22 protein-coding genes are annotated in these 24,486 nt (G+C 67.3%); 10 read left to right on the forward strand and 12 right to left on the reverse strand.

Annotation, left to right across the window (positions count from 1 at the left end):
- Positions 1-26: 26 nt before the first annotated feature.
- Together cobM and cbiE are read right to left on the reverse strand one after the other, a co-directional pair.
- Positions 27-791, reverse strand: a complete 765-nt coding sequence (cobM, locus tag LRX75_RS19720; RefSeq protein WP_231816351.1) for a precorrin-4 C(11)-methyltransferase — start codon at positions 789-791, stop codon at positions 27-29.
- The gene (gene cbiE / locus LRX75_RS19725) at positions 788-2,101 is read right to left on the reverse strand and encodes a precorrin-6y C5,15-methyltransferase (decarboxylating) subunit CbiE (RefSeq protein ID WP_231816352.1); all 1,314 of its coding nucleotides are present in this window, start codon (positions 2,099-2,101) and stop codon (positions 788-790) included. The genes cobM and cbiE overlap by 4 nt, the downstream gene beginning before the upstream one ends.
- On the opposite strand from cbiE, the gene LRX75_RS19730 reads away from it, so the two are divergent.
- Positions 2,100-2,864, forward strand: a complete 765-nt coding sequence (locus LRX75_RS19730) for a cobalt-precorrin-6A reductase (protein WP_231816353.1) — start codon at positions 2,100-2,102, stop codon at positions 2,862-2,864. The genes cbiE and LRX75_RS19730 overlap by 2 nt on opposite strands.
- On the opposite strand, the gene LRX75_RS19735 is transcribed toward LRX75_RS19730, so the two are convergent.
- The 5 genes from LRX75_RS19735 to cobF are packed head-to-tail and all read right to left on the reverse strand — an operon-like array spanning position 2,828 to position 7,298.
- A complete protein-coding gene (locus tag LRX75_RS19735; RefSeq protein WP_231816354.1) occupies positions 2,828-3,592 on the reverse strand; it encodes a precorrin-3B C(17)-methyltransferase in 765 nt (254 codons plus the stop codon). The genes LRX75_RS19730 and LRX75_RS19735 overlap by 37 nt on opposite strands.
- Positions 3,589-4,443 (reverse strand): precorrin-2 C(20)-methyltransferase, encoded by an 855-nt coding sequence (locus LRX75_RS19740; RefSeq protein WP_231816355.1) that lies wholly within the window; start codon positions 4,441-4,443, stop codon positions 3,589-3,591. The genes LRX75_RS19735 and LRX75_RS19740 overlap by 4 nt, the downstream gene beginning before the upstream one ends.
- 8 nt (positions 4,444-4,451) lie before the next feature.
- Positions 4,452-5,084: a precorrin-8X methylmutase gene (locus LRX75_RS19745; RefSeq protein WP_113150122.1), complete on the reverse strand. Its 633-nt coding sequence runs from the start codon at positions 5,082-5,084 to the stop codon at positions 4,452-4,454.
- On the reverse strand, positions 5,071-6,453 hold the full coding sequence (cobG, locus tag LRX75_RS19750; RefSeq protein ID WP_231816356.1) for a precorrin-3B synthase: 1,383 nt from the start codon (positions 6,451-6,453) through the stop codon (positions 5,071-5,073). The genes LRX75_RS19745 and cobG overlap by 14 nt, the downstream gene beginning before the upstream one ends.
- A 59-nt stretch (positions 6,454-6,512) precedes the next feature.
- The gene (gene cobF, locus LRX75_RS19755) at positions 6,513-7,298 is read right to left on the reverse strand and encodes a precorrin-6A synthase (deacetylating) (protein WP_231816357.1); all 786 of its coding nucleotides are present in this window, start codon (positions 7,296-7,298) and stop codon (positions 6,513-6,515) included.
- Positions 7,299-7,547: 249 nt separating this feature from the next.
- On the opposite strand from cobF, the gene LRX75_RS19760 reads away from it, so the two are divergent.
- The 3 genes from LRX75_RS19760 to LRX75_RS19770 all read left to right on the forward strand — a co-directional run bounded on the left by LRX75_RS19760 (position 7,548) and on the right by LRX75_RS19770 (position 11,812).
- Positions 7,548-9,347, forward strand: coding sequence for a type I secretion system permease/ATPase (locus LRX75_RS19760; protein WP_231816358.1), 1,800 nt, complete (start codon positions 7,548-7,550; stop codon positions 9,345-9,347).
- Positions 9,344-10,702 carry an HlyD family type I secretion periplasmic adaptor subunit gene (locus LRX75_RS19765; protein ID WP_269456272.1) on the forward strand — a complete coding sequence of 453 codons (1,359 nt, stop codon included), beginning with the start codon at positions 9,344-9,346 and terminating at the stop codon, positions 10,700-10,702. Before LRX75_RS19760 ends, LRX75_RS19765 begins: the two co-directional genes overlap by 4 nt.
- Positions 10,703-10,912: 210 nt before the next feature.
- The gene (locus LRX75_RS19770) at positions 10,913-11,812 is read left to right on the forward strand and encodes a DMT family transporter (RefSeq protein ID WP_231816359.1); all 900 of its coding nucleotides are present in this window, start codon (positions 10,913-10,915) and stop codon (positions 11,810-11,812) included.
- Between the two features lie 9 nt (positions 11,813-11,821).
- Here the strand turns inward: LRX75_RS19770 and ung are convergent, their stop codons facing one another.
- A complete protein-coding gene (gene ung / locus LRX75_RS19775) occupies positions 11,822-12,508 on the reverse strand; it encodes a uracil-DNA glycosylase (protein WP_231816360.1) in 687 nt (228 codons plus the stop codon).
- Between the two features lie 168 nt (positions 12,509-12,676).
- Between ung and modA the strand changes: the two genes are divergently transcribed.
- Genes modA through modC form a run of 3 tightly spaced genes read left to right on the forward strand, consistent with a single transcriptional unit; the run spans position 12,677 to position 15,302 of the window.
- Positions 12,677-13,471, forward strand: a complete 795-nt coding sequence (gene modA / locus LRX75_RS19780; RefSeq protein ID WP_420851240.1) for a molybdate ABC transporter substrate-binding protein — start codon at positions 12,677-12,679, stop codon at positions 13,469-13,471.
- Between the two features lie 50 nt (positions 13,472-13,521).
- The gene (modB, locus tag LRX75_RS19785; protein ID WP_231816361.1) at positions 13,522-14,232 is read left to right on the forward strand and encodes a molybdate ABC transporter permease subunit; all 711 of its coding nucleotides are present in this window, start codon (positions 13,522-13,524) and stop codon (positions 14,230-14,232) included.
- Positions 14,229-15,302, forward strand: a complete 1,074-nt coding sequence (gene modC, locus LRX75_RS19790) for a molybdenum ABC transporter ATP-binding protein (protein ID WP_231816362.1) — start codon at positions 14,229-14,231, stop codon at positions 15,300-15,302. The genes modB and modC overlap by 4 nt, the downstream gene beginning before the upstream one ends.
- A gap of 48 nt (positions 15,303-15,350) precedes the next feature.
- Here modC and LRX75_RS19795 read toward each other — a convergent pair whose 3' ends face one another.
- Together LRX75_RS19795 and purU are read right to left on the reverse strand one after the other, a co-directional pair.
- Entirely contained in the window at positions 15,351-15,716 is a 366-nt protein-coding gene (locus LRX75_RS19795) for a winged helix-turn-helix domain-containing protein (protein ID WP_231816363.1), read from the reverse strand.
- An 86-nt stretch (positions 15,717-15,802) separates the two neighbouring features.
- The gene (purU, locus tag LRX75_RS19800; protein WP_231816364.1) at positions 15,803-16,687 is read right to left on the reverse strand and encodes a formyltetrahydrofolate deformylase; all 885 of its coding nucleotides are present in this window, start codon (positions 16,685-16,687) and stop codon (positions 15,803-15,805) included.
- Positions 16,688-17,044: 357 nt separating this feature from the next.
- Between purU and LRX75_RS19805 the strand changes: the two genes are divergently transcribed.
- Genes LRX75_RS19805 through LRX75_RS19815 form a run of 3 tightly spaced genes read left to right on the forward strand, consistent with a single transcriptional unit; the run spans position 17,045 to position 20,915 of the window.
- The gene (locus LRX75_RS19805; RefSeq protein WP_231816365.1) at positions 17,045-18,619 is read left to right on the forward strand and encodes a flippase; all 1,575 of its coding nucleotides are present in this window, start codon (positions 17,045-17,047) and stop codon (positions 18,617-18,619) included.
- Positions 18,620-18,648: 29 nt separating this feature from the next.
- On the forward strand, positions 18,649-19,836 hold the full coding sequence (locus LRX75_RS19810) for a glycosyltransferase family 4 protein (RefSeq protein ID WP_231816366.1): 1,188 nt from the start codon (positions 18,649-18,651) through the stop codon (positions 19,834-19,836).
- An 11-nt stretch (positions 19,837-19,847) separates the two neighbouring features.
- Positions 19,848-20,915 carry a glycoside hydrolase family 5 protein gene (locus LRX75_RS19815; RefSeq protein WP_231816367.1) on the forward strand — a complete coding sequence of 356 codons (1,068 nt, stop codon included), beginning with the start codon at positions 19,848-19,850 and terminating at the stop codon, positions 20,913-20,915.
- On the opposite strand, the gene LRX75_RS19820 is transcribed toward LRX75_RS19815, so the two are convergent.
- Both LRX75_RS19820 and LRX75_RS19825 read right to left on the reverse strand, forming a co-directional pair.
- Positions 20,902-22,203, reverse strand: coding sequence for a surface polysaccharide polymerase (locus tag LRX75_RS19820; protein WP_231816368.1), 1,302 nt, complete (start codon positions 22,201-22,203; stop codon positions 20,902-20,904). The two genes, LRX75_RS19815 and LRX75_RS19820, sit on opposite strands and share 14 nt — an antisense overlap.
- Complete coding sequence (locus tag LRX75_RS19825; RefSeq protein WP_231816369.1) at positions 22,203-24,299, reverse strand: GumC family protein; 2,097 nt, start codon at positions 24,297-24,299, stop codon at positions 22,203-22,205. The genes LRX75_RS19820 and LRX75_RS19825 overlap by 1 nt, the downstream gene beginning before the upstream one ends.
- Positions 24,300-24,486 lie beyond the last annotated feature (187 nt).

Raw genomic sequence — 24,486 nt, forward strand, 5'->3', positions numbered from 1 at the left:
TCGGTCGCGCGCTCACCGGAACGGCTCTATAGCCCGTCGCGCCCGCGAAAACGCCGCTGATACCCGGCATCGTAAAGCGCACTCTCGCGGAACCCGTCGGCCGTGAGCGTCCGCCCGACGAAGATCAGCGCCGTCCGCTCGATCGGGCTTTCCGCCACGAGCACCTCGATCGTCTCCAGCGTACCGCGCACCACCCGCTCGTCCGGCCACGACGCCTTGACGACGATGGCGACCGGGCAGTCTCCGCCATAGAGCGGGGTCAGCTCGGCGACGATCTGCGGCAGCGCGTGGATGGCAAGGTGGATGGCGAGCGTCGCCCCGGTCGCGCCGAAATTCGCCAGCGTCTCCGCATTCGGCATGGGCGAGGCACGGCCGGAAACCCGTGTCAGCACGAGACTCTGCGCCAGCGCCGGCAGGGTCAGCTCGCGCCCAAGGGCGGCGGCAGCGGCGGCAAAGGCCGGCACGCCGGGCGTCATCGTATAGGCGATTCCCAGCGCCTCCAGCCGCCGCACCTGCTCGGCCACCGCACTCCACACGGAGAGATCGCCGGAATGCAGCCGCGCCACATCCTCGCCGGCAGCCTCCGCCCGCACATATTCCGCCTCGATCTCGTCCAGCGACAAGGGTGCGGTGTCCACGATGCGGGCGCCCGGCGGGCAGTAGGCGAGCAGGTCGCGCGACACGATGGAGCCGGCAAACAGGCAGACCGGCGAGGCTGCGATTAGATTCCGCCCGCGCACGGTGATGAGATCGGCCGCACCCGGACCGGCGCCGATGAAATGAACGGTCATACCGGCTCTCCCTGCGTGTTTTCCTGCGGGCGTTCCTGGGCGTCGTCGCCCGTGTCGTCCGGCAGCGGCCTGGTCCAGGACCACTGCGTCACCGGCATGGCCGGGCGCCAGCCCGTCATCGTGCCCACCGGCGAGGCGCGCGCAACGTCGATGCGCGTCAGGCTGCCGCCATGAGCCGCATGGGCGGCGAGCAGCACCGCCTCCATCTCGGTCGTCACCGCATTGGCGACCAACCGTCCGCCGGGCCGCAGGGCCGCAAGTGCCGCGTCCATCACACCCGGTTCGCTGCCACCGCCGCCGACGAAGATCGCATCGGGCCGGGGCGCCTCGGAGAGACCCGCCAGCGCCTGCGGCACCGAGCCCGCGACAACGCGCAGATCCGGCACACCGAAGGCGCGCGCATTGCGGCCGATGCGTTCGGCCCGCTCCGGCTGCGCCTCGATGGCGACGGCGCGCAGTGACGGATCGGCCAGCATCCACTCGATCGCGATCGATCCGGCGCCCGCGCCGATATCCCAAAGCCACTCCCCCCGTCGCGGCGAGAGCGCCGAAAGCGTCAGCGCGCGCACCTCCCGCTTGGTGATCTGCCCGTCATGCTCGAACAGATCGTCGGCAAGGCCCGGCGACAGCGCAAGAACCCTGGCTTGCCGACCCGCAACCACCGCGATGGCGCAGACATTGAGCGAATGGCAATCCACGAGATCGAACCCGTCCGCCGTATGAAGGCTGACCCGCTCCTGCGGCCCCCCCATCGCTTCGAGCACGGTCAGGGCGGAGGCGCCGAAGCCGGTATTTCGCAGAAGTTCGGCGACGGCCGCCGGGCCGTCCCCATCGGAGGTCAGCGCGAGGATCCGCGTTCCCGCGTGCAGATGCGGCCGGATGAGGTCGAGTGGCCGGCCGTGCAGCGAGAGGCAGACGGTGTCCTGCAGCGCCCAGCCGAGCCGCGCCGCCGCGAGACTGAAGGCCGAGGGCGCAGGCAGGACGCGCATCTGCGCCGGGTCGATGCGGCGCGACAGGGTGACGCCGACGCCGAAAAAGAAGGGATCGCCCGAGGCGAGCACGACGACCGGCATGCCGGCCATCGCCACCACGACATCGATGGCGGTCTCGAACGGGCTCGACCAGGGGCAGCTTTCGCCGGTGATGAGCGGCGCGGCCAGAGCCAGATGCCGCGTGCCGCCGAAGACGAGGCGCGCCCCGGCGATCGCCTGCTTGGCCTCCTCGCCGAGACCCGCTAGACCGTCTTCTCCAAGGCCGACGATCGTCAGCCAGGGCTGCGTTGTCAGGGAAGCGTTCTCGCCGTCACACATGGGCCATCATATCCTTCTTCTCGGCGGCACCACGGATGCCCGCGCGCTGGCCGCTGCGCTGGCGCAAACCACGCACCGCGTGGTGCTGTCGCTGGCCGGCCGCACACGCGCGCCGATGGCGCAGCCCGTTCCCACCCGCATCGGTGGCTTCGGCGGCGCCGAGGGCCTTGCGCGGACGCTGAGAACCGAAGGCTTCGATCTTCTCATCGACGCGACGCATCCCTTTGCAACCCGTATCTCGGACAATGCCGCCAAGGCCGCCCGCGACACCGGCATTCCCGCCTTCGCCCTCCGTCGTCCGCCCTGGGAGCGTCAGGCGGGCGATCTCTGGACCTGCGTTCCCAGCATCGGCGCGGCCGTTGCGGCGCTGGGCGAAAGGCCGCAGCGTATTCTTCTGGCCATCGGCCGGCAGGAGGCGGCGCGCTTCGAGGCGGCACCGCAGCACGCTTATCTCGTGCGCAGCGTCGATCCCGTCACCCCGCCGCTCACCCTGCCGGATGTCCGGTACATCCTCGCGACGGGGCCGTTCGGTGAAGCCGAAGAGCATGCCTTGCTCGTGGAACACCGCATCGACCGCATCGTCGCCAAGAACAGTGGCGGCAGCGCCACCTATGGCAAGATCGCCGCGGCCAGAGCGCTGCAGATCCCCGTCCTTCTCGTCGAACGCTCGAGCGGAGCGGCGCTGCCCGCGGTCGGGACGGTGGAGGCGGCGCTCGCCCGCATCGATCACGAGCTCGCTCCGGGCAGGAAACGCGGCGTATAGACCAGATCGCCAAGGCTCGGCCGGGCGATGACACGGGTTTCCGGCGAGCCGATGATGACGCAGGTCGCCATGTCGGCCACCGTCGCATCCGCCTCGGCCAGCGGCATGACGCGCATCCGCTCGTCCGGCCGGCCGGCCGCGCGGCCGAAGATCACCGGCGTCTGCGCCGGCAGGATCGGCCGCAACACGTCGAAGGCGGCGCCGAGCTGCCACGGCCGCGCCTTGCTGATGGGATTGTAGAGCGCGATCACGAGTCCCGCCTCCGCCACCAGCGCCAGCCGCCGCGTGATGATCTCCCAGGGCTTCAGATTGTCGGAGAGCGAGATGGCGCAGAAGTCGTGGCCGAGCGGCGCGCCGATCCGGGCCGCAACCGCCAGCATGGCCGTCACGCCGGGCGTCACGCGAAAATCGATGCCGCGCCAGGCGGCCGGCCCGTGGTCGATCGCCTCGCAGACCGCGGCGGCCATGGCGAAGACGCCCGGATCTCCGCCGGAAACAACGCAGACGTCGGCCCCCTCTGCCGCTTGGGTGAGCGCAGCTTTCGCACGGTCGAGCTCCTCGCGATTGTCCGAGGCGACGCGCATCTGATCGGGCCGCAGCGACAGGCGGTCGAGATAGGGCCCGTAGCCGAAGAAATGGCTGGCGGTGGCGATCGCCTCCAGCGCCTCCGGCGTCGTCTGGCGCGGATCGCCCGGCCCGGTGCCGACGATGGTCAGACGGCCGCTCATAAAGAACCGTCCGCGATCCGGCCGCTCCAGCCGGGCACGAGCACGAGCGAAAAATAGGGCGCCTCGTCGGTCGGCTTGTCGGCAAGCGGCGTCATCGCCGCATTCGCCATCGTGCCGCGCTCGACATAGATGGCGTTTTCGAGCTTGCCGGCGGCGGCAAGCGCACGGCGGATTTTTGGAAGGTTGCGCCCCACCTTCATGATCACGGCCGCCTGGGTATCGCCGAGCCGGCGGCAGAGTTCGGCTTCGTCCATGGTGCCCGGCAGCACGGACAGCACGTCGTCGCCCTGCACGATCGGCAGGCCCGCAAGCGACCAGCAGCCCGACATCGCCGTCACCCCCGGCACGACCTCGGCGGCGTAGCGCCCGGCGAGCCGCACATGCAGATGCATGTAGGAGCCGTAGAACATCGGATCGCCTTCGCTGAGGATCGCGACTGTCCGCCCGGCATCCAGATGCGCGGCGACGCTGGCGGCCGAGGCGTCGTAGAAGCCGGTGATCTGACCCTTGTAGTCCTCGTGCTCCTTGTCGATCTCGACGGTGACGGGATAATAGAGCGGCAGCTCGATGCGGCCCGGCTTCAGGATGCCCTCCATCTGTCCCGGCGCAAACAGGCCGGCAAGGCCGGACACCTTGCCGAGGCCGTCGAGAATGGTGCGCCCGTTGCCGCGCCGGCCGGCCTTTGCGAAATAGGCAAGCACGTCGGCCTCGGCGAGCGCCCGCACGGCCTTCAGCGTCAGCAGCTCCGGATCGCCCGGCCCGGTACCGACACCGATGAGCCGCCCGGCCGTCACGCCCGCAAGGGCTGCGCCGCCGGCGCTCAGCTCCACCGTTTCCAGATCTCCGGTCATCGATGCTCTCACAGGCCCGGCCTCGCCAGCGCGTTGATGGCGGCCGCCGTGATGGCGCTGCCACCGAGCCGGCCGCGGACGATGGCAAAGGGCACGCCATAGGACTGTTCGGCAAGCGCATCCTTGGATTCCGCCGCGCCGACGAAGCCGACCGGCATGCCGAGGATCGCCGCGGGCTTCGGCGCGCCGTCGCGCAGCATTTCCAGAAGATGGAAGAGCGCGGTCGGGGCATTGCCGATGGCGACGACGGCGCCGCCCATGCGCTCACCCCAGAGCCGCAACGCGGCAGCGGACCGGGTATTGCCAATCTCGCGGGCAAGCCCCGGCGTTTCCGGTTCGCGCAGGGTGCAGATCACGTCGTTTCCCGCCGTCAGCCGCGCGCGCGTCACCCCGTTCACCACCATGAAGGCATCGCAGAGGATCGGGGCGCCGCCCGCCAGCGCCGTGCGCGCCGCCGTCACGAAGCCGGGCGAGAAGACGAAGTCGCGGGCCGCCTCCACGAGACCGCAGGCATGAACCATGCGCACAGCAACGTCGGCCTCCTCCGGCGAGAACCGCGACAGGTCGGTTTCCGCCCGGATGATGGCGAAGGAGCGTTCGTAGATGGCGTCGCCATCGCGGATGTAGTCATAAGCCGGCATGGTCAATCCCGTTGAAGCGAGCCCCTGAAAAGGCGGCGGCGATTCCCGCCGGCCCCAGCCGCGTCAGGCAGGCGGCAGCCGATTCGCCCTTCTCTATCGTCTGGGCAACCCATCGGCCAAGCGCCGTGATGGCGCAAGCGCCGTCTTCGAGCCGCATTGTCGCAACCGGAGCATCGCCGGCGCGCCCGTCGACGACGAGGCCGATCCCCGGCCGGCCGTCACAGGGTGCCGCGACCAGGGTCAGATCCGCAGCGCGCGGCCGGGCGCAGCCCTTGGCGCAACCGGACACATGCAGGTCGAGCGAACCGTCCATCAGCACCGGCGCCTGCGCGATCAGGCGCTGGGCAAGGGCATGCGTATCGATGCGCCCGGAGGCACAGCCACGCGCACCGGCGCAGGCATCGATCCGCAAAGCGGGATCGCCGGCGTCCACGACGAAGCCGAGCGACGTGGCGAGGCGCGCCAGCGTCGACAGATCGCAGCCGGCAGGACCGACGAGGAGAAGCGCCCGCCCGGGTGCCAGCCGCACCTCGGAGAGGCCACCCGCCCTGGCGGCGGCGACCAGCTGTCGAGCGACCTGCGCTTCCATTTGCCCGAACGGGGGCGCCACCCCCAGCACGACATGCGCGCCGAAATCGAACCGGTCCACCGGCGACATGGCGACATCCCGTTTCGTGAGCGACGACGAACCGGACGGCACCCGCTCCGCCGGAAGGTCGCGCGCCCGCGCCGCTGGCCCGCAGGCCGCGATATTAGCGACCACCGACATCGCGGCGTCGAGCATGTCGTCCCCGGAGCCGGAAAGGCCTGTCGGCCGCCCCGCTACGAGCAGATGCCAGAGCGGCGAGCCGCCGGACGCTTGCGCCACGAGCTTGATATCGGCCGCGAGGCCATCGAGATGCAGCCTTCCCCCGCCATCGACGACGACCGCCAACTTCGGCGCAAGATGAAAGCCGCTGTCGCCGATCCGGTCGGCAAGCATTCGCGCGAGCGGGCGCGGATCGGCCCCTTCGGACGGGTCGAGCCCCGCAAGCGGCGGCATTTCCACGGCAATGCCTTCGCACGGCACGATGCCGGCCTGGGCGACGGCCGCCGACAGGGGCGCGACGCTTTCGGGGCGCAGCCCGCGGATCTGCAGGTTGCCCCGCGCGGTAATGTCGAGCCGGCCCGAGCCGAACGCCTCCGCCGCATCCAGAAGCGCTAAAAAGGCCTCGGCCGTGAAGAAGCCGGAGGCCGGCCGCAACCGCGCAAGCAGGCCGTCGCCGGTCTGCATCGGGGCGGCCAGCGTCGGGCAGACACCGCGGCGCAGCGCCGATGGTGATCCCGTCGTCGTTCTATCCCTGTGCAGTGCTGTCCCGGCCGTCATCATCTCGGTGCCCTTCGATCAGCCGTCATACAGCATGCGGCAAGGGCCGCGCAAATCCCGGCTCAAAGGCCTGTCGTCTCTGCCGCCGGGGGCGTCGCGGGCCTACGCAGGAGATAGATGTCCATGATCCAGCCATGCCGCGCCCGTGCCGTGGCACGCGCCGCGACGATCGCCTCGCGCACCGCACCGAGCCGTCCGGCAATGGTGATCTCCTGCGGCAGGCCCAGATAGGCGCCCCAGAAGATCTCGGTCTCGAGATCCTCGACCGCCAGAAACGCCTCTTCGCCGTCGAGCATGACCACGACCGCCTCTGCCGTCTGCGGGAAAACCTCCGAAAGCCGGCGGCCGGGCGTGATGGTCACCGGCTGCCCGATGCCGTTGATCGGAATGCGGTGGCGCGCCGCCAGCAGCTGCATGCTGGTGATGCCCGGCAGCACGGAGACCGTAAACGCAACGCGCCCGCCGTCGCGCACACGCTCCAGAATGCGGATCGTGCTGTCGTAGAGCATGGGATCGCCCCAGACGAGGAAGGCCCCCGTCTCTCCCTCCGCCATATGGTCGAGAAACAGCCGCTCGTGGATATCGGCGATCGCGGCATGCCAGAGATCGACGCCCTGCCGATAGCCGACGCCATCTGTCTGCCGCCGCGGCACGGCGAAATCCACAAGCTTCACCCCGGCCGCTCCGTGCCGGGCGATCATGCCGCGACGGACATCGGCAAGCTCGGCCTTGTCCTCGCCCTTGGTCGGCACGAAGATCACGTTCGCCGCGCCGATCACCCGAATGGCCTCGAGCGTCAGGTGGTCGGGATGTCCCGTTCCGATGCCGATCACCAGAATCCGTCGCATGGCCTCTCCTTCACGGCACGGTCTTGCCGGGCGCATTCGCCCCGCCGCAGCACCTGCGGCCTTCTGCCCGTCCCTATAGCCCGCCGGGCCGAAGAACGGGTAATGCTAAAATAAAATCGAAAATGCGCGTTCGGTGATGAAAAATTGACATCATCCTCTCTAATGTGCCTGCATCTACAAGGGCAAGCGACCGCGGACGGTGGCTTGACGTTCGGGATGGCAGGCGGCTGCGGGGCGCTCGGGGTGACGATGACACAGATCAGACAATCGGGCGCCGAACCGGCGCAGGCATTGCGGGATTGCAAGGGCGCCTTCATCGGCGTCGGTGTCGCCAGCGCGCTCGTCAACGTGCTCTACCTCACCGGCTCGTTCTTCATGCTCGAGGTCTACGACCGCGTCCTGCCGAGCCGCAGCATTCCGACGCTTGTCGCGCTCTGCATTCTCGCGCTCATGCTCTACGCCTTCCAGGGCGCATTCGAGTGGATCCGCGGCCGCATGCTCGTGCGCATTGCCGGCGCGCTCGATGAGGCGATGACGGGGCGGATCTACCGCACCGTCGTGCGCCAGCCGCTGAAGATGCGCACGGCCGGCGACGGCCTGCAGCCGCTGCGCGATTTCGATCAGGTGCGCGCCTTCCTGTCGGGCGCCGGCCCCGCCGCCTTCTTCGACCTGCCCTGGCTGCCCTTCTATATCGGCATCTGTTTCCTGTTCCATCCGGTCATCGGCATCGTCTCGGTCGTCGGCTCGCTGATCCTCATCGCCCTCACATTTCTCACCAATCGGGGAACACAAGGGCCGTCCAAGAAGGCGTCCGAAACCGGAAACCTGCGCAATGCCTTCGCCCAGGCCTCGCAACGCAATGCCGAGGTCATGCAGTCCATGGGCATGCTGGGCCGCATGTCGACGCTCTGGGGCGAACGCAACGATGTCTATCGGCACCACAACCTCGTCAATTCCGACGTCTCGAACGGCTATGGCGCCCTGTCGAAGGTGTCCCGCATGATCCTCCAGTCGGCGGTTCTGGCCACGGGCGCGGTGCTCGTCATCGAAGGTCTGGCCTCGCCCGGCATCATCATCGCCGGCTCGATCCTCACGGCCCGGGCGCTGGCGCCGGTGGAACTGGCGATCGGCAACTGGCGCTCCTTCGTGGCGGCACGCCAGAGCTGGAAGCGTCTCGGCGAACTCCTCACCGCCCTTCCCGAACGCGACGCGCCGCTGGAACTGCCGGTGCCGCGCGAAAAGCTGACCGCGGAAGGCATTGCCGGCGGACCGCCCGGCGTGCAGCGTCTCACCTTTGCCGACGTTACCTTCACCCTGAAGAGCGGCAGCGCGCTCGGCATCATCGGGCCGAGCGCCTCCGGCAAATCGTCGCTCGCCCGCGCATTGATCGGCATCTGGCCGACCCTGCGCGGCGCGGTGCGTCTCGACGGGGCAGCACTCGACCAGTGGGACAGCGACCGTCTGGGCAAGCATATCGGCTATCTCCCGCAGGACGTCGAACTGTTCTCCGGCACCGTGGCGCAGAACATCGCGCGCTTCGAGGACGATGCCGCGCCGGGCGCGATCGTGGAAGCCGCCAAGGCCGCCCGCGTCAACGATCTCATCCTCAAACTGCCGAACGGCTATGAGACGGAGATCGGCGACGGCGGCTCGTCTCTGTCGGCCGGTCAGCGCCAGCGCGTCGCCCTCGCCCGCGCGCTGTACGGCGAGCCCTTCCTTGTCGTACTCGACGAGCCCAACTCCAATCTCGATGCCGAAGGCGAGCAGGCGCTGAGCGAAGCGATCCTCGGCGTGCGTGCCCGCGGCGGCATCGTCATCGTCGTCGCCCACCGCCCCTCTGCGCTGGCGAGCGTCGATCTGGTGCTGATGATGAACGAGGGCCGCATGCAGGCGTTCGGGCCGAAGGACGAGGTTCTGGCGCAGATCCTGCGCCGGGAGCCACTGCGCCCCGCAGCTGGACAAGCCTTCCAGCCGAATTTCCAGACACAGCTGCAGGCGCAGCCGCCCGTGCTGAAAGCCGTGGGCAATGGACAGGAAACCGCATCATGAGCACCAGCGAACCGTCCGCCGCAACGCGCCCCGCCCCGTTACACCCCGCCCCGCTACGCCCGGCACAATCGCGCCGCTCCCTCTCCCGCCACATAACGGCGGTCGGGGCCATGGCAGTGGTGCTCGTCGGCGGCATCGGCGGGTGGGCCGGCACGACGGAGCTTTCGAGCGCCATCGTCGCCTCCGGCACCGTCGTCGTCGAGAACAACGTCAAGAAGATCCAGCACCTGACCGGCGGCATCGTCGGCGAACTAGACGTGCGCGAGGGCGAAACCGTGGAGGCCGGGCAGGTGCTCGTGCGGCTGGACGGCACCACCGTGCGCGCCAATCTGTCGATCGTCCAGAACACGCTGGCCCAGCTCTATGCCCGCCGCGCCCGGATTCTCGCCGAACAGGCGGGAGAGAAGACCTTCACGGTGCCGCCGCTCGCACAGGTCGTGCCGACGGACATGGTGTCCAGCGGCTTCGAGGAGAGCGAGCGACGCCTCTTCGACAGCCGCCGGAGCGCGCTGGTCGGCATGAAGAACCAGCTCGCATCCCGCAAGGCGCAGCTGAACGACGAGATCGAGGGGCAGACGGTTCAACTCAACGCCATTGCCGACAGCCTGACGCTGATCCGTCAGGAACTCGAAGGCGTCGACAAGCTCTATGCCCAGGGTCTCGTCTCCATGCAGCGCGTGACCGCCCTCAAGCGCGACCGCGCCCAGCTCGAAGGCGACCGCGGCGCCCGCATCGCCGCCCGCGCGCAGGCCGCCGGGAAATCGAGCGAGATCGACCTGCAGATCCTGCAGCTGGACGAGGACCGCCGCACCGAGAACGCCAAGGACCTGACCGATGTCGAGGCGCGCATCGCAGAATACGAGGATCGTGGCGTCGCCGCCCTCGACCAGCTGAAACGGCTGGACATCCGCTCGCCGATCTCCGGCCGCGTCTCCCAGCTTGCCATCCACACGGTCGATGGCGTCGTCAATCCCGGCGAGGTCCTGATGCTCGTCGTTCCCGCCACCGACACGCTGACCGTCGAAGCCCGCATCGCCACCAGCGACATCGACCAGATCACCCTCGGCCAGCCTGTCGAGATCCGCTTCAGCGCCTTCAACCAGCGCACGACACCCGTGGTCGAGGGCGAAGTCGCCAATATCGCGCCGGACCAGGTGACCGACCAGCGCACGGGCGCCAGCTATTACCCCTTGCGCATCCGCCCGAAGCCGGAGAGCCTCACCGCTCTGAAGGGCCTCACGCTCTATCCGGGCATGCCGGCGGAAACCTATATCAAGATCGCCGACCGAACCGTCATCTCCTATCTCGCCAAGCCGCTGACCGAACAGATGCAGCGCACCTTCCGGGAGGACTGACGGGGCGAGCGGGCACACGGGCCTTCAGGCGCCTCGTTTTCCGCAGCAGGCTGCCGCACCCAGCCCGTTCAACCGGTTGAAGAATTCCGCGGGAAACCGGTACCGGTCCTCCACATAATGCAGTAGAGACAGGCGTGCCCGACCGGGGCATGTCCCAAAAGACCTGAGTGCGTCCATACGGTCGTCGAGGCGAGCACGGCAAGACGACTGATGACATCCAAGCGCAAAGGCTATCTCTTCGTCTTCATCGCGATCCTGATCTTCACGTTGCAGGATGCGACGTCCAAGCACATGGGCGGGCTCTATCCCCCCGTCTTCATCACGATGATCCGCTACTGGGCGTTCGCGGCCTTCGTTCTCATCCTGGCGGCCCGGTCGAGCGGCGGGCTGAGGGCGGCGGTGACCACCAGGCATCCCGTCCTGCAGATCCTGCGCGGGCTCTTGCTGGTAAGCCAGATCGTGCTGGTCATCGCCTCCTTCGCCAGCGTCGGGCTTGCCCACTCCCAGGCAATCTTTTCCGTCGGGCCGATTTTCGTGGCGCTTCTCTCGATCGTCATTCTGGGCGAGCGCGTCGGCTGGCGCCGCTGGACGGCCATCTTCGTCGGCCTCATCGGTGTCATGGTCATCCTCGATCCGACGGGCGACGAACAGGCCTCCCTGCTCGTCGTTCCCGTCTCCTCCGCGCTGATCTTCGCCTTCTACGTCGTCACCACGCGCCTCGTCAGCCGCGAGGATTCGGCGATGACCAGCTTCTTCTACACGGGCGCCGCCGGCGCAGTGGCGATCACGCTGATCGGGCCGTTCTACTGGACATGGTTCGCCCCGGTCGATTGGCTGTGGATGGGGCTTCTCTGCATCACCGGCACGTCGAGCCATTTCTTCCTGATCAAGGCCTATGAGTATCTCGACGCGTCGGAGGTGCAGCCGCTGACCTATCTCCAGCTGGTCTTTGCCAGCATCATCGGCGTTTCCGTCTTCGGCGAGGTGCTCAGCGTCAACATGATCGTCGGTGCCGTCATCGTCGTTGCTGCCGGCATCTTCACCGTCTGGCGCGAAAGCGTCGTCGCCCGCCGGGCCGGCGCGGCGGGCACGCACCCGCCGCGCGCATAAGACCGGCAATCAGAGCGGCGGCAGCGCCCAGTCGATCGGCGGGCGGCCATGGGCTTCGAGAAACGCGTTCGCCCGGGAGAACGGCGCCGTGCCGAAGAAGCCATTATGCGCCGACAGCGGGGACGGATGCGCCGAGCGGAGCACCAGATGCCGGCTCTGGTCGACGAACGCGGCCTTCTTCTGCGCATAGGACCCCCAGAGGATGAACACCACCGGCCTCGGCTGGTCGTTGACGGCGCGGATGATGGCGTCGGTGAACGTCTCCCACCCCCTCTTCTGGTGAGATGCGGCAAGCGCCCGCTCCACCGTCAGCACGCTGTTGAGCAGCAGGACACCCTGTTCGGCCCAATGTTCGAGAAAGCCGTGGCGCGCCGGCGGAATGCCGAGATCGGTCTGCAGCTCCTTGTAGATATTGACGAGCGACGGTGGAATGCGCACGCCGGGCCGCACGCTGAAGGACAGCCCATGCGCCTGCCCCTCCCCGTGATACGGATCCTGCCCGAGAATGACGACGCTGACCGTGTCGAGCGGCGTCAGATCCAGGGCCCGGAAATACTCCGAGCCTTTCGGGAAGATCTGTTTTCCCGCCTGTTTCTCCGCCTGGAGGAAGCTCTTGAGCGTGCCCATGTAGGCGCTGTCGAACTCCTTCGAGAGCGCCTGTTTCCAGCTCTCCTCCAGCCTGACCGTCCCGTCCATCCTGCCCGTCCCCGCCTGTTTTCCGTGATGCCTTGCACGGCAAACGATAGATCATCGCGCCGGCATCGCAAGAGCGGTCTAGCAATGTATTTCAGCAAACATATCGCTGGCCAACCGCTCGACACGCGTTATATTCTTCGAGATATTTCGATCTCCGGAGGGGCAAGAATGCCGACGATGCAAGGACTGAAGACGAACATCGGGGCCGCACTCGCGGTTCTCCTCCTGGCGCTCGCGTCGCTGGCAAGCCCCGCGCTGGCGGCGGAAAAGGTGACGGTGTTCGCCGCCGCCAGCCTCAAGAACGCGCTGGATGCCGTGAACGACGCCTGGCAGCAGCAGAGTGGCCATGCCGTCACCGCTTCCTATGCCGCAAGCTCGGCGCTGGCCAAGCAGATCGAGGCGGGCGCGCCCGCCGATATCTTCATCTCCGCCGATCTCGCCTGGATGGATTACGTCGCGGGCAAGACGCTGATCCGTGAGGACAGCCGCTCGACGCTCCTCGGCAACCGTCTCGTCCTCGTCGCACCGGCAGCCGATGCCAGGCCGGTCGAGATCGGCGAGGGGTTCGACCTGAAGACGCGGCTCGCCGGCGGCAAGCTCGCCATGGGTGCGGTGGACTCCGTGCCGGCCGGCAAGTACGGCAAGGCGGCGCTCGAAAAGCTCGGCGTCTGGTCGTCGGTCGAAAAGGATGTCGCGGGTGCCGAAAACGTCCGCGCCGCCCTCCTCCTCGTCTCCAAGAGCGAGGCGCCGCTCGGCATCGTCTACGAGACCGATGCCGCGGCCGACCCCTCGGTGAAGATCGTCGGCACCTTCCCGGAAAGCTCCCACCCGCCCATCGTCTATCCGATCGCCATCCTGTCGGAGAGCACCCATCCCGAAGCCGCCGCCTATCTCGACTTCGTCCGCTCGCCGGCCGCAAAACCGCTCTTCGAGGCACAGGGCTTTACCGTTCTCGCCAAATAGGGGAAGGCTTGCCTCCGGCCTCGAAACCGGACCCCGGCGGCGTGAAGGACATGGCGACTTTGGACTGGCTTGCTCTCAGCGATGCGGAATGGACGGCGATCCGGCTGAGCCTCAAGGTTTCGGCCGTCGCCATGCTGGCGAGCCTGCCCTTGGCGCTTCTGGCGGCCATGGCGCTGGCACGCGGCCGGTTCTGGGGGCGCTCGCTTCTGAACGGGCTCGTCCACCTGCCGCTGATCCTGCCCCCGGTCGTCACCGGTTTCCTGCTGCTGATCCTGTTCGGCCGGCGCGGGCCGGTCGGTACGTTCCTCGAAACCTATACAGGCCTCGTTTTTTCCTTCCGCTGGACCGGTGCGGCGCTCGCCTGCGCCGTCATGGGCTTTCCCCTGATGGTGCGCAGCATCCGCCTGTCGATCGAGGCCGTGGACGGGCGGCTGGAACAGGCCGCCGCCACGCTCGGCGCCTCGCCGGCCTGGGTTTTTGCCACCATCACCTTGCCGCTGATCTTACCCGGCATCATCGCCGGCATGATCCTCTCCTTCGCCAAAGCCATGGGCGAGTTCGGCGCCACCATCACCTTCGTCTCCAACATTCCCGGGGAAACGCAGACATTGTCGGCCGCCATCTATACCTTCACGCAGGTGCCGGGCGGCGATAGCGGTGCGCTCCGCCTCACGCTCGTCTCCGTGGTCCTCTCCATGGCGGCCCTGTTGCTGTCGGAATGGCTGGCGACAGCCGCCGCGCGCCGGGTCTCCGGCACATGACGCTCGATGTCTCCGTGCGCCACCGCCTCGACGCCTTCTCGCTCGACATCGCCTTTTCAGCCGAGGGCGGCATCACCGCTCTGTTCGGCCGCTCGGGCTCCGGCAAGACCTCGCTCATCCGGATTCTGGCCGGCCTGATCCGCCCGGACGAAGGCCATGTGCGGCTCGATGGCGAAACGATTATCGACACGGCAAGCAAAGCCGTCACCCCGCCGCACCGCCGGCGCTTCGCCACCGTCTTTCAGGAAGGCCGCCTGTTTCCGCATCTGAGCGTGCGGCAGAACCTGCTCTACGGCCGCTGGTTCTCAAGGCCCCCTGCCGAGACCGGCGAAATCGAGCGCGTCGTCGGTCTTCTCGGCATCGCGCCGCTGCTCGCCCGCCCCACGGCCCATCTCTCCGGCGGCGAGAAACAGCGCGTGGCGATCGGCCGGGCGCTTCTGGCACGCCCGCGCCTTCTCCTGATGGACGAACCGCTTGCCGCCCTCGATGACGCGCGCAAGGCCGAGATCCTGCCCTATCTCGAGCGCCTGCGCGACGAGACGGCCATTCCCATCCTCTATGTCAGCCATTCCGTCACGGAGGTCACCCAACTCGCCGACCGCGTGCTGATGATCGAAAACGGACGGCTGACGGCCAGCGGCACCGCGTCGGACATGCTCAGCCTGCCCGGATCGAGCGCGGCGATCAGTCGGCGCGAGGCGGGAACCGTGATCGAGGCGACGGTCTTGCCACACCAGCCCGATCCCCGCATCGTCAAGGTCGCAGCCGGCGGCCTGACGCTGTTTCTGGCCGGCACTGCACGGCAGCCCGGACAGCGCCTGCGCCTGCGCATCGCCGCCCGCGACATCCTGCTCGCCACGAAGAGGCCCGAAGGCCTGAGCGCGCTCAACATCATCGAGGGGGTCATGACCGGCATGGCGCCGTGCGGTCAGGATCAGATCGACGTGACGCTCGATTGTGCGGGCACACGGCTGACGGCGCGCATCACCACCGTCTCCGCCGATATGCTGGCGTTGACGTCCGGAATGCCGGTCCACGCCGTGATCAAGACGGTGGCGCTGGATCCTTGAACGCCTGTCGCCCGAACGTATCGAGCGGTTTCGGGAAAGCGACTGGCCTCACGGCGAGGCGCGATGCGCCTCCAGCCAGGCGATATCGTCGGCCATGGCTGCCAGGGCCTTGTCCTCCATGGCCCGGAACCGGGCGATCAGCGCTTCGCCGAAGGGTGTGACCGCAGCGCCGCCGCCCTGCTTGCCGCCGCGCTGCGAGATGACCGAATCCTCCTCGAACATCGCATTCACCGCACTGACCAGCAGCCAGGCGCGGCGATAGCTCATGTCCATGGCACGGCCCGCGGCGGAAATGGACCCCGTCTCGCGAATATGTTCGAGCAGCGCGATCTTGCCACGCCCGAGGCGCTCCGGGCCGGAAGGGCCGAGCAGATCGAGCCGGATGACCGGCCGTGGCGGCGATGTCTGGACCATGGCGTCATCCGGATGGGCAAAAGCGACCTGCATGGGAGCGTGAAGCGACCGCGCCTGTCAACCCGCCATCGCGCGCGAAAAAAGCCTCAGCCCATCCGCTCGGACGCGTAGGAGCCCGGGCTTGCCGGAAAGACGATGGTGCGGTTGCCGTTCATGAACACGCGGTGGTGGATATGGGCATGCACGGCGCGGGCGAGAACCTGGCTCTCCACGTCGCGGCCGATGGAGACGTAATCGTCGGGCGACTGCGCATGGGTGATGCGGGCGATGTCCTGCTCGATGATCGGACCCTCGTCGAGATCCTCGGTCACGTAGTGGGCGGTCGCGCCGATCAGCTTCACGCCGCGCTCATAGGCCTGCTTGTACGGGTTTGCCCCCTTGAAGCTCGGCAGGAAGGAGTGGTGGATGTTGATGATGCGGCCCGACATCTTCTTGCAGACGGCATCCGAGAGCACCTGCATGTAGCGGGCCAGCACGATCAGCTCGGCATTGGACTGTTCGACGATCTCCATCAGCCGCGCCTCGGCCTCGATCTTGTTCTCCTTCGTCACTTTGATGTGATGAAAGGGAATGTCGTGATTGACGATCACCTTCTGGTACTCGAAGTGGTTGGACACCACGCCGACGATCTCCACCGGCAGCGCGCCGATCTTCCAGCGATAGAGAAGATCGTTCAGACAATGTCCGAAACGCGACACCATCAGCAGCACCTTCATGCGCTTGGCGCTGTCGTGGATCTGCCACGTCATGGCGAAGGTTTCGGCGACCGGCACGAACCCCGCCTGAATATCCGCCTCGGCGACGCCCTCCTCGGAGATGAAGCTGACCCGCATGAAAAACAGGCCGGTCTGCAGATCGTCGAACTGCGAACTGTCAACGATATTGCAGCCTTGCGTCGTCAGATAGCCGGAGATGGCAGCCACGATGCCGCGGGTGGATTTGCAGCTGACGGTCAGCACATAGCTCTTCATGGGTTTGTCTCTCGCCTTCGCAGATCGCCGCGGACGCAATCGTCCGGCACGCTGCAAGCTAGCGTGCTTGCGAACCTCGCGTCCATCCGCTTCGCGACATCCGCTAGCAGGAACCGGCCATCGCGTCACGCCGGCGCGGCCGCCATGACGTTTCGGGCCGGCCGGCGCCCCGCATGCCGTCGGTCCGCTTGCCGGCGTGCGCTTCCGTTAACGCCGCGGTTACCCTGCCGAACACATGCCCCGATCTCTGCAGCATCCATTAGTCTTTGCCCTCTACATCTGGCCCTCGAACGACCATCTGCGTCCACACGCGGCGCTGCGTCCTGTTCGGCGACGGCAATGACCCGGGAAGACCCAATGTCCACGGAAAAGCCCAAACGGCAATTATCGGTGAACTTCGCCATCAATGTCGCGGGAGCGATCGCGCCGATCGTCATCGCGCTCGTGACGGTGCCGATCCTCGTGCGCCATATCGGCGACGCCCGATACGGCGTCATGTCGATCGTCTGGGTCCTGCTCGGCTATCTCGGCTTCCTCGATCTCGGCCTGTCGCGCGCCTCGACCAATGCCCTGTCGCGCCTGCCGCTCTCGGCAAAGCAGGAGCGCTCGGAGATCGTCGCGACCTCCTTCATTCTGAACATCGCGCTGGCGACGCTCGGCGCCGTCTTGCTCTACTTCGCCGGCAACTTCCTGCTGCTCACCGTCTTCACCGTGCCGCCGGAACTCGAGGCGGAAATCGCGACCGCCCTGCCCTTCATCGCCTGTCTCCTGCCGCTCGCGCTCATTTCCGGCTTTTCCATCGGCATCCTGGAATCGCGCGAGCGCTTCCTGCTCGCCAATGCGCTGCAGATCGGCGGGATGATCGTCGGACAGATCGTGCCTGTCCTCTGCGCCATCTTCATCTCGCCCGATCTCTCGGTCATCATTCCCGCCGCCGCCCTCTCCCGCGCGGCCTCCGTCATCGTGGCGACGCTGATCGCGCTCTATACCGAGCAGGGCTTCCGCTTCGACCGGTTCCGCTTTGCCAAGGTCCGCTCTCTGATGAACTATGGCGGCTGGATCACGCTGTCCTCGATCATTCTTCCGGTCCTCAACACGCTCGACCAGATCGTCATCGGCAAGACGCTCGGCGTCAGCGCCGTTACCTATTACTCCGTGCCGATGAATCTCGTGATGCGCAGCCAGGTCTTCACCAGCTCGCTCGCCCGGACGCTGTTTCCCCGTCTGTCGAGCCTCCCGCGCGAAGAGGCCATCGCCATTTCGGAGCGCGCGATGATGGTCAGCGGCATTCTCTATGCGGGGCTCTGCGCGGCCGGCATCTTCCTCATGCGGCCGTTCCTCGACCTCTGGATGGGGCCGTCCTTCACGGCGATCGCCGGCGCCGTCGCCATCGTCCTGCTCATGGGCAGCTGGCCGAACGCCTTGACCTTCGCGCCGTTCACCCTGTTGCAGGGACAGGGCCGTCCCGACATGACGGCGAAGATCCATGTGGCGCAGATGGTGCCCTATGTCCTGCTGCTGCTGGCTCTGACGCACCAGTTCGGCATTCTCGGCGCCGCCATCGCCTTTCTCTGCCGCGGCTATCTCGATTGCAGCCTGCTCATTCTCTTTTCCCAGATGCCCCGGCGCATCTTCCGCGCACTCTTCCCCTCCGCCGTTCTGGTCGTGGCCGCCGGTGTGCTCCAGTTTCCTCTTTCGGGCTCGCCCGTCATCCTGTTCGTGGCCGCCTGCGTCAGCATGCTCATCGCCATCGCGCTCCTGCGGTTTCAGGAGCGCGCGATCTTCGATGAGACCCTGTCGGTCGCAACGGGCGCATGGAGCCGCCGGAGATCGCGAGCGGGGGCGGCACCCGTCACGAATCCGTCGACCGTGGGGCGCACCTTTCCGCCCGCGGTCGCCGCGCCGGCGACGGTCGAGAGCCAGGGAGTCTGACGGTGGTGGGCCAGCAGGAGCGGACCGAAATGCCGTCACAGACGCGAAAGCCCCTGATCGTCCAGGTCGTGCGCCAGTTCCTGCCCAATCGCGGCGGACTGGAGGACGTGGTCGCCAATCTCTGCCGATCGCTCCCCGAGCGCGGCTTTCGCGTGCGCGTCGTCACCTGCGACAGCCTGTTCTCCGAGCCGGAACGGGGACGCCTGCCGGCCGAAGAGGTGATCGACGGCATCGAGATCGTCCGCATCCCCTGGCGCGGCTCCACCCGCTATCCCGTCGCCCCCGCCGTCTTCCGGCATCTTCGTGACGCCGATCTCGTCCATGTCCACGCGATCGACTTCTTCTTCGATGCCCTGTCCTGGGGCCGCCGCCTCCATCGTCGCCCGATGGTCGCGACGACCCATGGCGGCTTCTTCCACACCAAGGCCTTTTCGGCCCTGAAAACGACGTGGTTCAACAGCGTCACGCGTATGTCGGCACAGGGATATGCCAGCATCATCGGGTGCAGCGAGGCGGATGTGCGCACCTTCCAGCCCATTGCCGGCGACCGCGTTCGCCTGATCGAGAACGGCGTCGATATCCGCAAGTTCGAGGACGCCGCCAGCCGGACGCCCGCCCGCCGGCTCGTGACCATCGGCCGCTTCTCCTCCAACAAGCGCCTGCCTCTGCTGATCGCGCTGACCGCGGCCCTGAAGGCCCGCCATCCCGACTGGAGCCTCGACATCATCGGCGTTCCCTCCGACCTCACCGTGGACATGCTGCAGGCCGAGGCCCGCAGGCAAGGGGTCGAGACGGCCGTCACCGTCCATAAGGGTCTGACCAATCCCGAGATCCGCGATCGCCTCGCCGAGGCATCCCTCTTCGTTTCCGCCTCCGACTACGAAGGCTTCGGCCTTGTGGCCGTCGAGGCCATGAGCGCAGGGCTTCTTCCGGTGCTGAACGCCAACGCGGCCTTTGCCGATCTCGCAGGGCGCCACCCGGAACTGTCCCTTTGCGATGCCTCCGACATCGCCGCGACGGCCGATACGGTGGACGCCGCCTATGCGCGTCTCGAGACGCAGGGGCCGGCACTCCGGGCCGGTCTGATGTCCGCAGCAGAGATCTATGGCTGGAATGCCGTGGCCGACCGCTACTGCGACGTCTACCGCTCGGTGCTCGGCCTTGCCTCCGTGTCGCGTCCCGCTATGTCGTTCGACACGACTGCCCCTGCCCGATGAGGACCGACACCATGCAACCGACACGTTCTCTTGCCGGACGCGCCGCCCGTCTCGTCGCGCTTGCGGCCTGCCTGTCCACCGGCGTCCAGCCGGCGCTTGCCGGCTGCTTCAACGGCGTCAATCTTGCCGGTGCGGAGTTCGGGACCATGCCCGGCGTCTTCGGCAAGGAATATACCTACCCCTCGAAGGAAACCATCGACTACTTTGCCGGCAAGGGCTTCAACACCATCCGCCTGCCGTTTCGCTGGGAGCGCATCCAGCGCAAGCTGAACGGCCCGCTCGACCGGGAGGAGCTCGCCCGCCTGAAGGAGAGCGTCGCGGCCATGCGCGCGCACGGCCAGACCGTCATTCTCGACCTCCACAATTTCGCCCGCTACAACGAGAAGATCGTCGGCACGAAGGACGTGCCGGATTCCGCCCTTGCAGACGTCTGGGCGCGCCTCGCCCGGGTCTTCGCCAACCAGAAGGGCGTCGTCTTCGGGCTGATGAACGAGCCGTTCGACATGGCCCCTACCGCCTGGCTTTCGCCGGCCAATGCCGCGATCGCCGCCATCCGTAAGACGGGTGCCAGGAACCTGGTGCTGGTGCCCGGCGTGTCCTGGACGGGCGCGCACAGCTGGCAGGCCGATATCGAGGGGTCGTCCAATGCCGCGACCATGATCCATGTCAAGGATGCGGCCAACAACCTGGCCTTCGAGGTGCACCAGTATCTCGACAGCGATTTTTCGGGCACCAACGACGATTGTCCGCGTGGCGACGATGCGGCAGCCGCACTTCGCGCCATGACGGACTGGTTCCGCGCCAACAAGACACGCGGCTTCCTCGGCGAATTCGGCGGGTCGGCGACCTCGGACTGCATGATCGGGCTCGCCCGCATGGTCGATGTGATGGCAGACGCGGACGATGTCTGGATCGGCTGGACCTATTGGGCGGCCGGCGACTGGTGGTCGCCGGACGAACCGCTCAACATCCAGCCGACAGACACCGGCGACAGGCTGCAGCTGAAAGCCCTGACGACGCGCAAGCTCGCCCGTGAGGAAGACGCCTGCCCCGCCTTGGACGCGGTCAGGCTGCGCTGAGGCGGCCGCCGGCAGGCGCTGCAGGGCTCGGGTCACGCGGCTTGCGTGCGAGCGCCGCGTCGTCGAGCACCGAAATGGTGCCGAACAGAAACCACAGCAATCCCGCCGTCTTGATGGAGTAGCCGCTGTCGCTGATGATCATCAGCAGCAGCAGGTAGACGACGACCATGCCGTGAAAGGTCCGGGCCTTGACGCTCCTGAGCGGCGCGAAGACGAGCAGGCCCCACAGCCCCATGAAGCCGAACAGGCCGAACTTGGTCAGCGTATAGGCAAGACCCGAATCCGCCGTGAACTGCGTCGTCGTCTGGGCGCCGAACACCACGCGCAGGTCGAGCGAGGTGAGGAGATGGGCGGTCACCTGGAACCGTCCGCCGATATCGTTCGGCCCGCCCTGCGTTCCCGACTGGATACCGTAATAGGCGAGCACCGACAGCATGATGAACGGCAGCACGTACCAGGCAAGGCGCGGCATGAAGCGGTAGACCGGCAGAAGCAGCGTCATCAGGATGCAGGTGTAGAGCCCGAACCGGGCATCACCGAGCGCGATCACCGTCAGCGCGAGAAAGAGCGTCACGAAGCGCAGGCGCATGGTCGGCCGGAACAGACACCAGCCATAGACGATCGCGCCGAAATTGCCGACGGACACCGGCTCCAGAAACACCGAGGACACGCGGTGCATGCCGAGAAACGGCAGGATGGTGCGCGCGCTCGGCCGCATGCCGCTGATGAAGAGGCCGGTCGTCTGCCCATAGAGCTGATCGACGGTGACGCTGCCGCGCGCGAGATAATAGCCGATGACGTTGAAGAAGGAGATGTAGACGTCGAGCGCCATGTATTCGAACAGGCCGACGGCCACCACGATGGCCGCCGAGATGAAGACCAGCCGGTCGGCAAGCTTCAGGTCCTGCAGCGTCCGGCCGGCGAAGTAGAAACCGATGGGGATGAGGATGTCGCGCACGGCCTTGAGGTCGGGCGCGCCGCGCATGGTGAAGAGGAAGATCATATAGGAGATGTAGACGGCCAGCAGCATGTAGGGTGCCGTCCGCCGCCCGAGTGCCACGATGAAGACGCAGCCGACCAGCACCATTTCCGACATCATCACATGCCCGTCGGACACGCGCATGACCCGCGTGTTGACGAGGCAGAGAAGCGCGTTGAAGACGAGGCCGCCGATGACGCTGAAGGCGGCAAGGCGCGTATAGAGCCACCGCCAGGCATCGCCGTCGTCGGTTGCCAGACCGCCGACCGGCAGGGCGTATCGCGCCGATGCGTCCTGAAGGACGCTCATCAGGCCACAGCCTCGACGATCACGACGCCGACGAGTTTGGTTCGCCACGGGCCGAGCGCCTGCGCGAGATCCTTGAGGTCGGCGCGACCCGCGCGGCCGGGCCGGATGACGATGGCGATGGCGTCGCTGTCCTTCACGAAGGCCATGAGCCGCGCGCCATTCTCCTCACCCGTCGCATCGACGACGGAAAAATCGGCCGGTGCCGGCTTGATCGCGGCCGAAAGGAGGGAGCCCGAAGCGCGGCTGCGCTGGCGCGGCATGGCATGGCGGTCGAGCCGGCGATAGGTGACGCTTTCGAAAGCCGGAACGCCGCCCATCTGCATGCGCCTGAGCGTCCCGGCAAGCGGCGACGATGCGGAGACGGAGGCAGCTGCGATATCGACGGCAGCGCCCGTATCGGCCAGCGCGAGCGCGATGTCGCCCACCAGCGCCCCGTCCGGCTTCTCCATGCCGGGCGAAAGAAACACGATGCGGGCCGGCAGGGAGGCAACGGCATCCGTCAGCACATAGGCCGCGCGCGTGACGCCCGCCTCGCGTTGCCGTTCGGCGGCATGCGACCGCGCAGCCGCCTTGCCGGACAACGGCAGGCGGCGCGTCATCCGCGCGACGAGACCGCCGGTGCGCCGCGGGTGGCCGGAAGCCCAACCATCGTCCGGCGCATCGGACGCATCCCGCGTCCGGCCCCGCATGTCGCGTGCCGCGATGCGCGCGATGACGGGAACGCCGAGCGTATCGACGATCTGCCGGTCGGACGTCACCCGCCCGTCGATGAGGTCGAGCCCGACGGCGATGGCCGAACCGGCGGCAGCCCCGAACAGGAAACCGGCGATGGCCACCAGCAGGGCGGAGGCTCGCGTCGTCTTTACCGGCGGCAGGGCCTCCGAGATGATGCGGGAATTGCCCGAGCCGATATCGTACTGGCGGCTCAGCTCTTCCGAGCGCGTGACGAACGAGGTGTAGACACCGCGGATCGCATCGGCTTCGCTCTGCAGCTGCGCCAGCGTCGTGCGCGCATCGCCGCTGGCGCCATTGGCGTTGCGCAACGCGGCGAAGCGCGTTTCCAGCGCCGCGACATTGGCCTTGCTGCGCTCGTACGTGTTGCGCACCGAATCCTGTACCCGCTTCAGCTCCGACTCCAGCGCCCGCCGCATGCTTTCGGCCTGCGCCTGCGCGGTCTGAAGCTGCGGATGGCGGCTGCCGAGGCTGGTCTGCAGCTCCGCCAGCCGGTCGAGCGTCTGCGCATAGCGCGTGCGCAACGTCGTAACCGACGTCTGCTGCAACGCTTCGGGGATCGCGCCCGAGGCGAGATCGCCTGTCGTCAGCGTACGGACCTGGTTGTAGTTGATCTCCTGCTGCTCGAGAGCGGCGCGCGCGCTGCCGAGCTGCTGCGTCACATCCTCGAGTTGCTGGTCGGTCACGAGGCCCTTCTCGCCGGTGCTGATCAGGCCGTTCTGCGTGCGGAACTTGACGACCTTGTCTTCGGCTTCCAGCAGGCGCTTGCGCAGCTCCTCGGCCTCGACCTGCAGGCTCATGCTGGCCTTGAGGCTCTTGTCTGACCCGATCTTGTTGGCCTTCTCCAGATAAATCGTCGAGACGGTATTGGCGATCTCGGCGGCGCGCGCGGCGTTCGGATGCTGGGCCGTGATGGTGAAGACCAGCGACTGGTCGGCGCGGGTGATGATGAGGTTCTGCGCGAGCGCCGCCGCGGCACCGGCTGCGGCCGCCTCCGGCGAAACGGGGGCCGACGGCGACCGGCCGAGAAGCCGGCCGATCAGGCCCGCCTTCGCGTGGAAGAAGGGGTCCTCCTGCAAGGCGAGCGTGCGCGCCGCCTCGGAGAGGACGCTGAAGGACTGCATGACATAGATCTGGCTGTCGATCGCCTGCTGCGCCTGCGCCGGTGCGGCCGTGTCGCCGGCGGCCTGGCCGACGGCGGCCAGCCGCTCGGGGTCGAGCAGGATTTGGGTGGAGGCACGGAAGACGGCCGGCTGGGAGAGGACGAAGGCAAACCCCAGACCGCCGAAGATCAGCGCCGTCACGATGACGATGCCGATCCGGCGCATCACGATCGACGGAAGTTGAAAGACGTCGATGTCCATAGGGCTTCCATATCCACGCCAGGTTGTTTTTCAGCGCTTACGTCACGGCTCGGCGGGTTTCAGACAACGACTCGCAGGCCCGCACGAGGGTCTCGATCCGCAGGATTGACAGCTTATGGTTAACAACCGCTGAACGTCGCGGCTTACGCTGATGCGAAGCTCAGCATTTGCAGGGACTTATACCGCG

Origin of the sequence: Rhizobium quercicola, from assembly GCF_021168455.1 — a bacterium.
Classification (GTDB): domain Bacteria; phylum Pseudomonadota; class Alphaproteobacteria; order Rhizobiales; family Rhizobiaceae; genus Ferranicluibacter; species Ferranicluibacter quercicola.

Excerpts from the sequence above, each read along its gene's own strand:
- cobM (WP_231816351.1), bottom strand. The coding sequence starts at position 791 with ATGACCGTTCATTTCATCGGCGCCGGTCCGGGTGCGGCCGATCTCATC.
- LRX75_RS19730 (WP_231816353.1), top strand. The coding sequence starts at position 2,100 with ATGGGCCATCATATCCTTCTTCTCGGCGGCACCACGGATGCCCGCGCG.
- cbiE (WP_231816352.1), bottom strand. The coding sequence starts at position 2,101 with ATGTGTGACGGCGAGAACGCTTCCCTGACAACGCAGCCCTGGCTGACG.
- LRX75_RS19735 (WP_231816354.1), bottom strand. The coding sequence starts at position 3,592 with ATGAGCGGCCGTCTGACCATCGTCGGCACCGGGCCGGGCGATCCGCGC.
- LRX75_RS19740 (WP_231816355.1), bottom strand. The coding sequence starts at position 4,443 with ATGACCGGAGATCTGGAAACGGTGGAGCTGAGCGCCGGCGGCGCAGCC.
- LRX75_RS19745 (WP_113150122.1), bottom strand. The coding sequence starts at position 5,084 with ATGCCGGCTTATGACTACATCCGCGATGGCGACGCCATCTACGAACGC.
- cobG (WP_231816356.1), bottom strand. The coding sequence starts at position 6,453 with ATGATGACGGCCGGGACAGCACTGCACAGGGATAGAACGACGACGGGA.
- cobF (WP_231816357.1), bottom strand. The coding sequence starts at position 7,298 with ATGCGACGGATTCTGGTGATCGGCATCGGAACGGGACATCCCGACCAC.
- LRX75_RS19760 (WP_231816358.1), top strand. The coding sequence starts at position 7,548 with ATGACACAGATCAGACAATCGGGCGCCGAACCGGCGCAGGCATTGCGG.
- LRX75_RS19765 (WP_269456272.1), top strand. The coding sequence starts at position 9,344 with ATGAGCACCAGCGAACCGTCCGCCGCAACGCGCCCCGCCCCGTTACAC.
- LRX75_RS19770 (WP_231816359.1), top strand. The coding sequence starts at position 10,913 with ATGACATCCAAGCGCAAAGGCTATCTCTTCGTCTTCATCGCGATCCTG.
- ung (WP_231816360.1), bottom strand. The coding sequence starts at position 12,508 with ATGGACGGGACGGTCAGGCTGGAGGAGAGCTGGAAACAGGCGCTCTCG.
- modA (WP_420851240.1), top strand. The coding sequence starts at position 12,677 with ATGCCGACGATGCAAGGACTGAAGACGAACATCGGGGCCGCACTCGCG.
- modB (WP_231816361.1), top strand. The coding sequence starts at position 13,522 with ATGGCGACTTTGGACTGGCTTGCTCTCAGCGATGCGGAATGGACGGCG.
- modC (WP_231816362.1), top strand. The coding sequence starts at position 14,229 with ATGACGCTCGATGTCTCCGTGCGCCACCGCCTCGACGCCTTCTCGCTC.
- LRX75_RS19795 (WP_231816363.1), bottom strand. The coding sequence starts at position 15,716 with ATGGTCCAGACATCGCCGCCACGGCCGGTCATCCGGCTCGATCTGCTC.
- purU (WP_231816364.1), bottom strand. The coding sequence starts at position 16,687 with ATGAAGAGCTATGTGCTGACCGTCAGCTGCAAATCCACCCGCGGCATC.
- LRX75_RS19805 (WP_231816365.1), top strand. The coding sequence starts at position 17,045 with ATGTCCACGGAAAAGCCCAAACGGCAATTATCGGTGAACTTCGCCATC.
- LRX75_RS19810 (WP_231816366.1), top strand. The coding sequence starts at position 18,649 with ATGCCGTCACAGACGCGAAAGCCCCTGATCGTCCAGGTCGTGCGCCAG.
- LRX75_RS19815 (WP_231816367.1), top strand. The coding sequence starts at position 19,848 with ATGCAACCGACACGTTCTCTTGCCGGACGCGCCGCCCGTCTCGTCGCG.
- LRX75_RS19820 (WP_231816368.1), bottom strand. The coding sequence starts at position 22,203 with ATGAGCGTCCTTCAGGACGCATCGGCGCGATACGCCCTGCCGGTCGGC.
- LRX75_RS19825 (WP_231816369.1), bottom strand. The coding sequence starts at position 24,299 with ATGGACATCGACGTCTTTCAACTTCCGTCGATCGTGATGCGCCGGATC.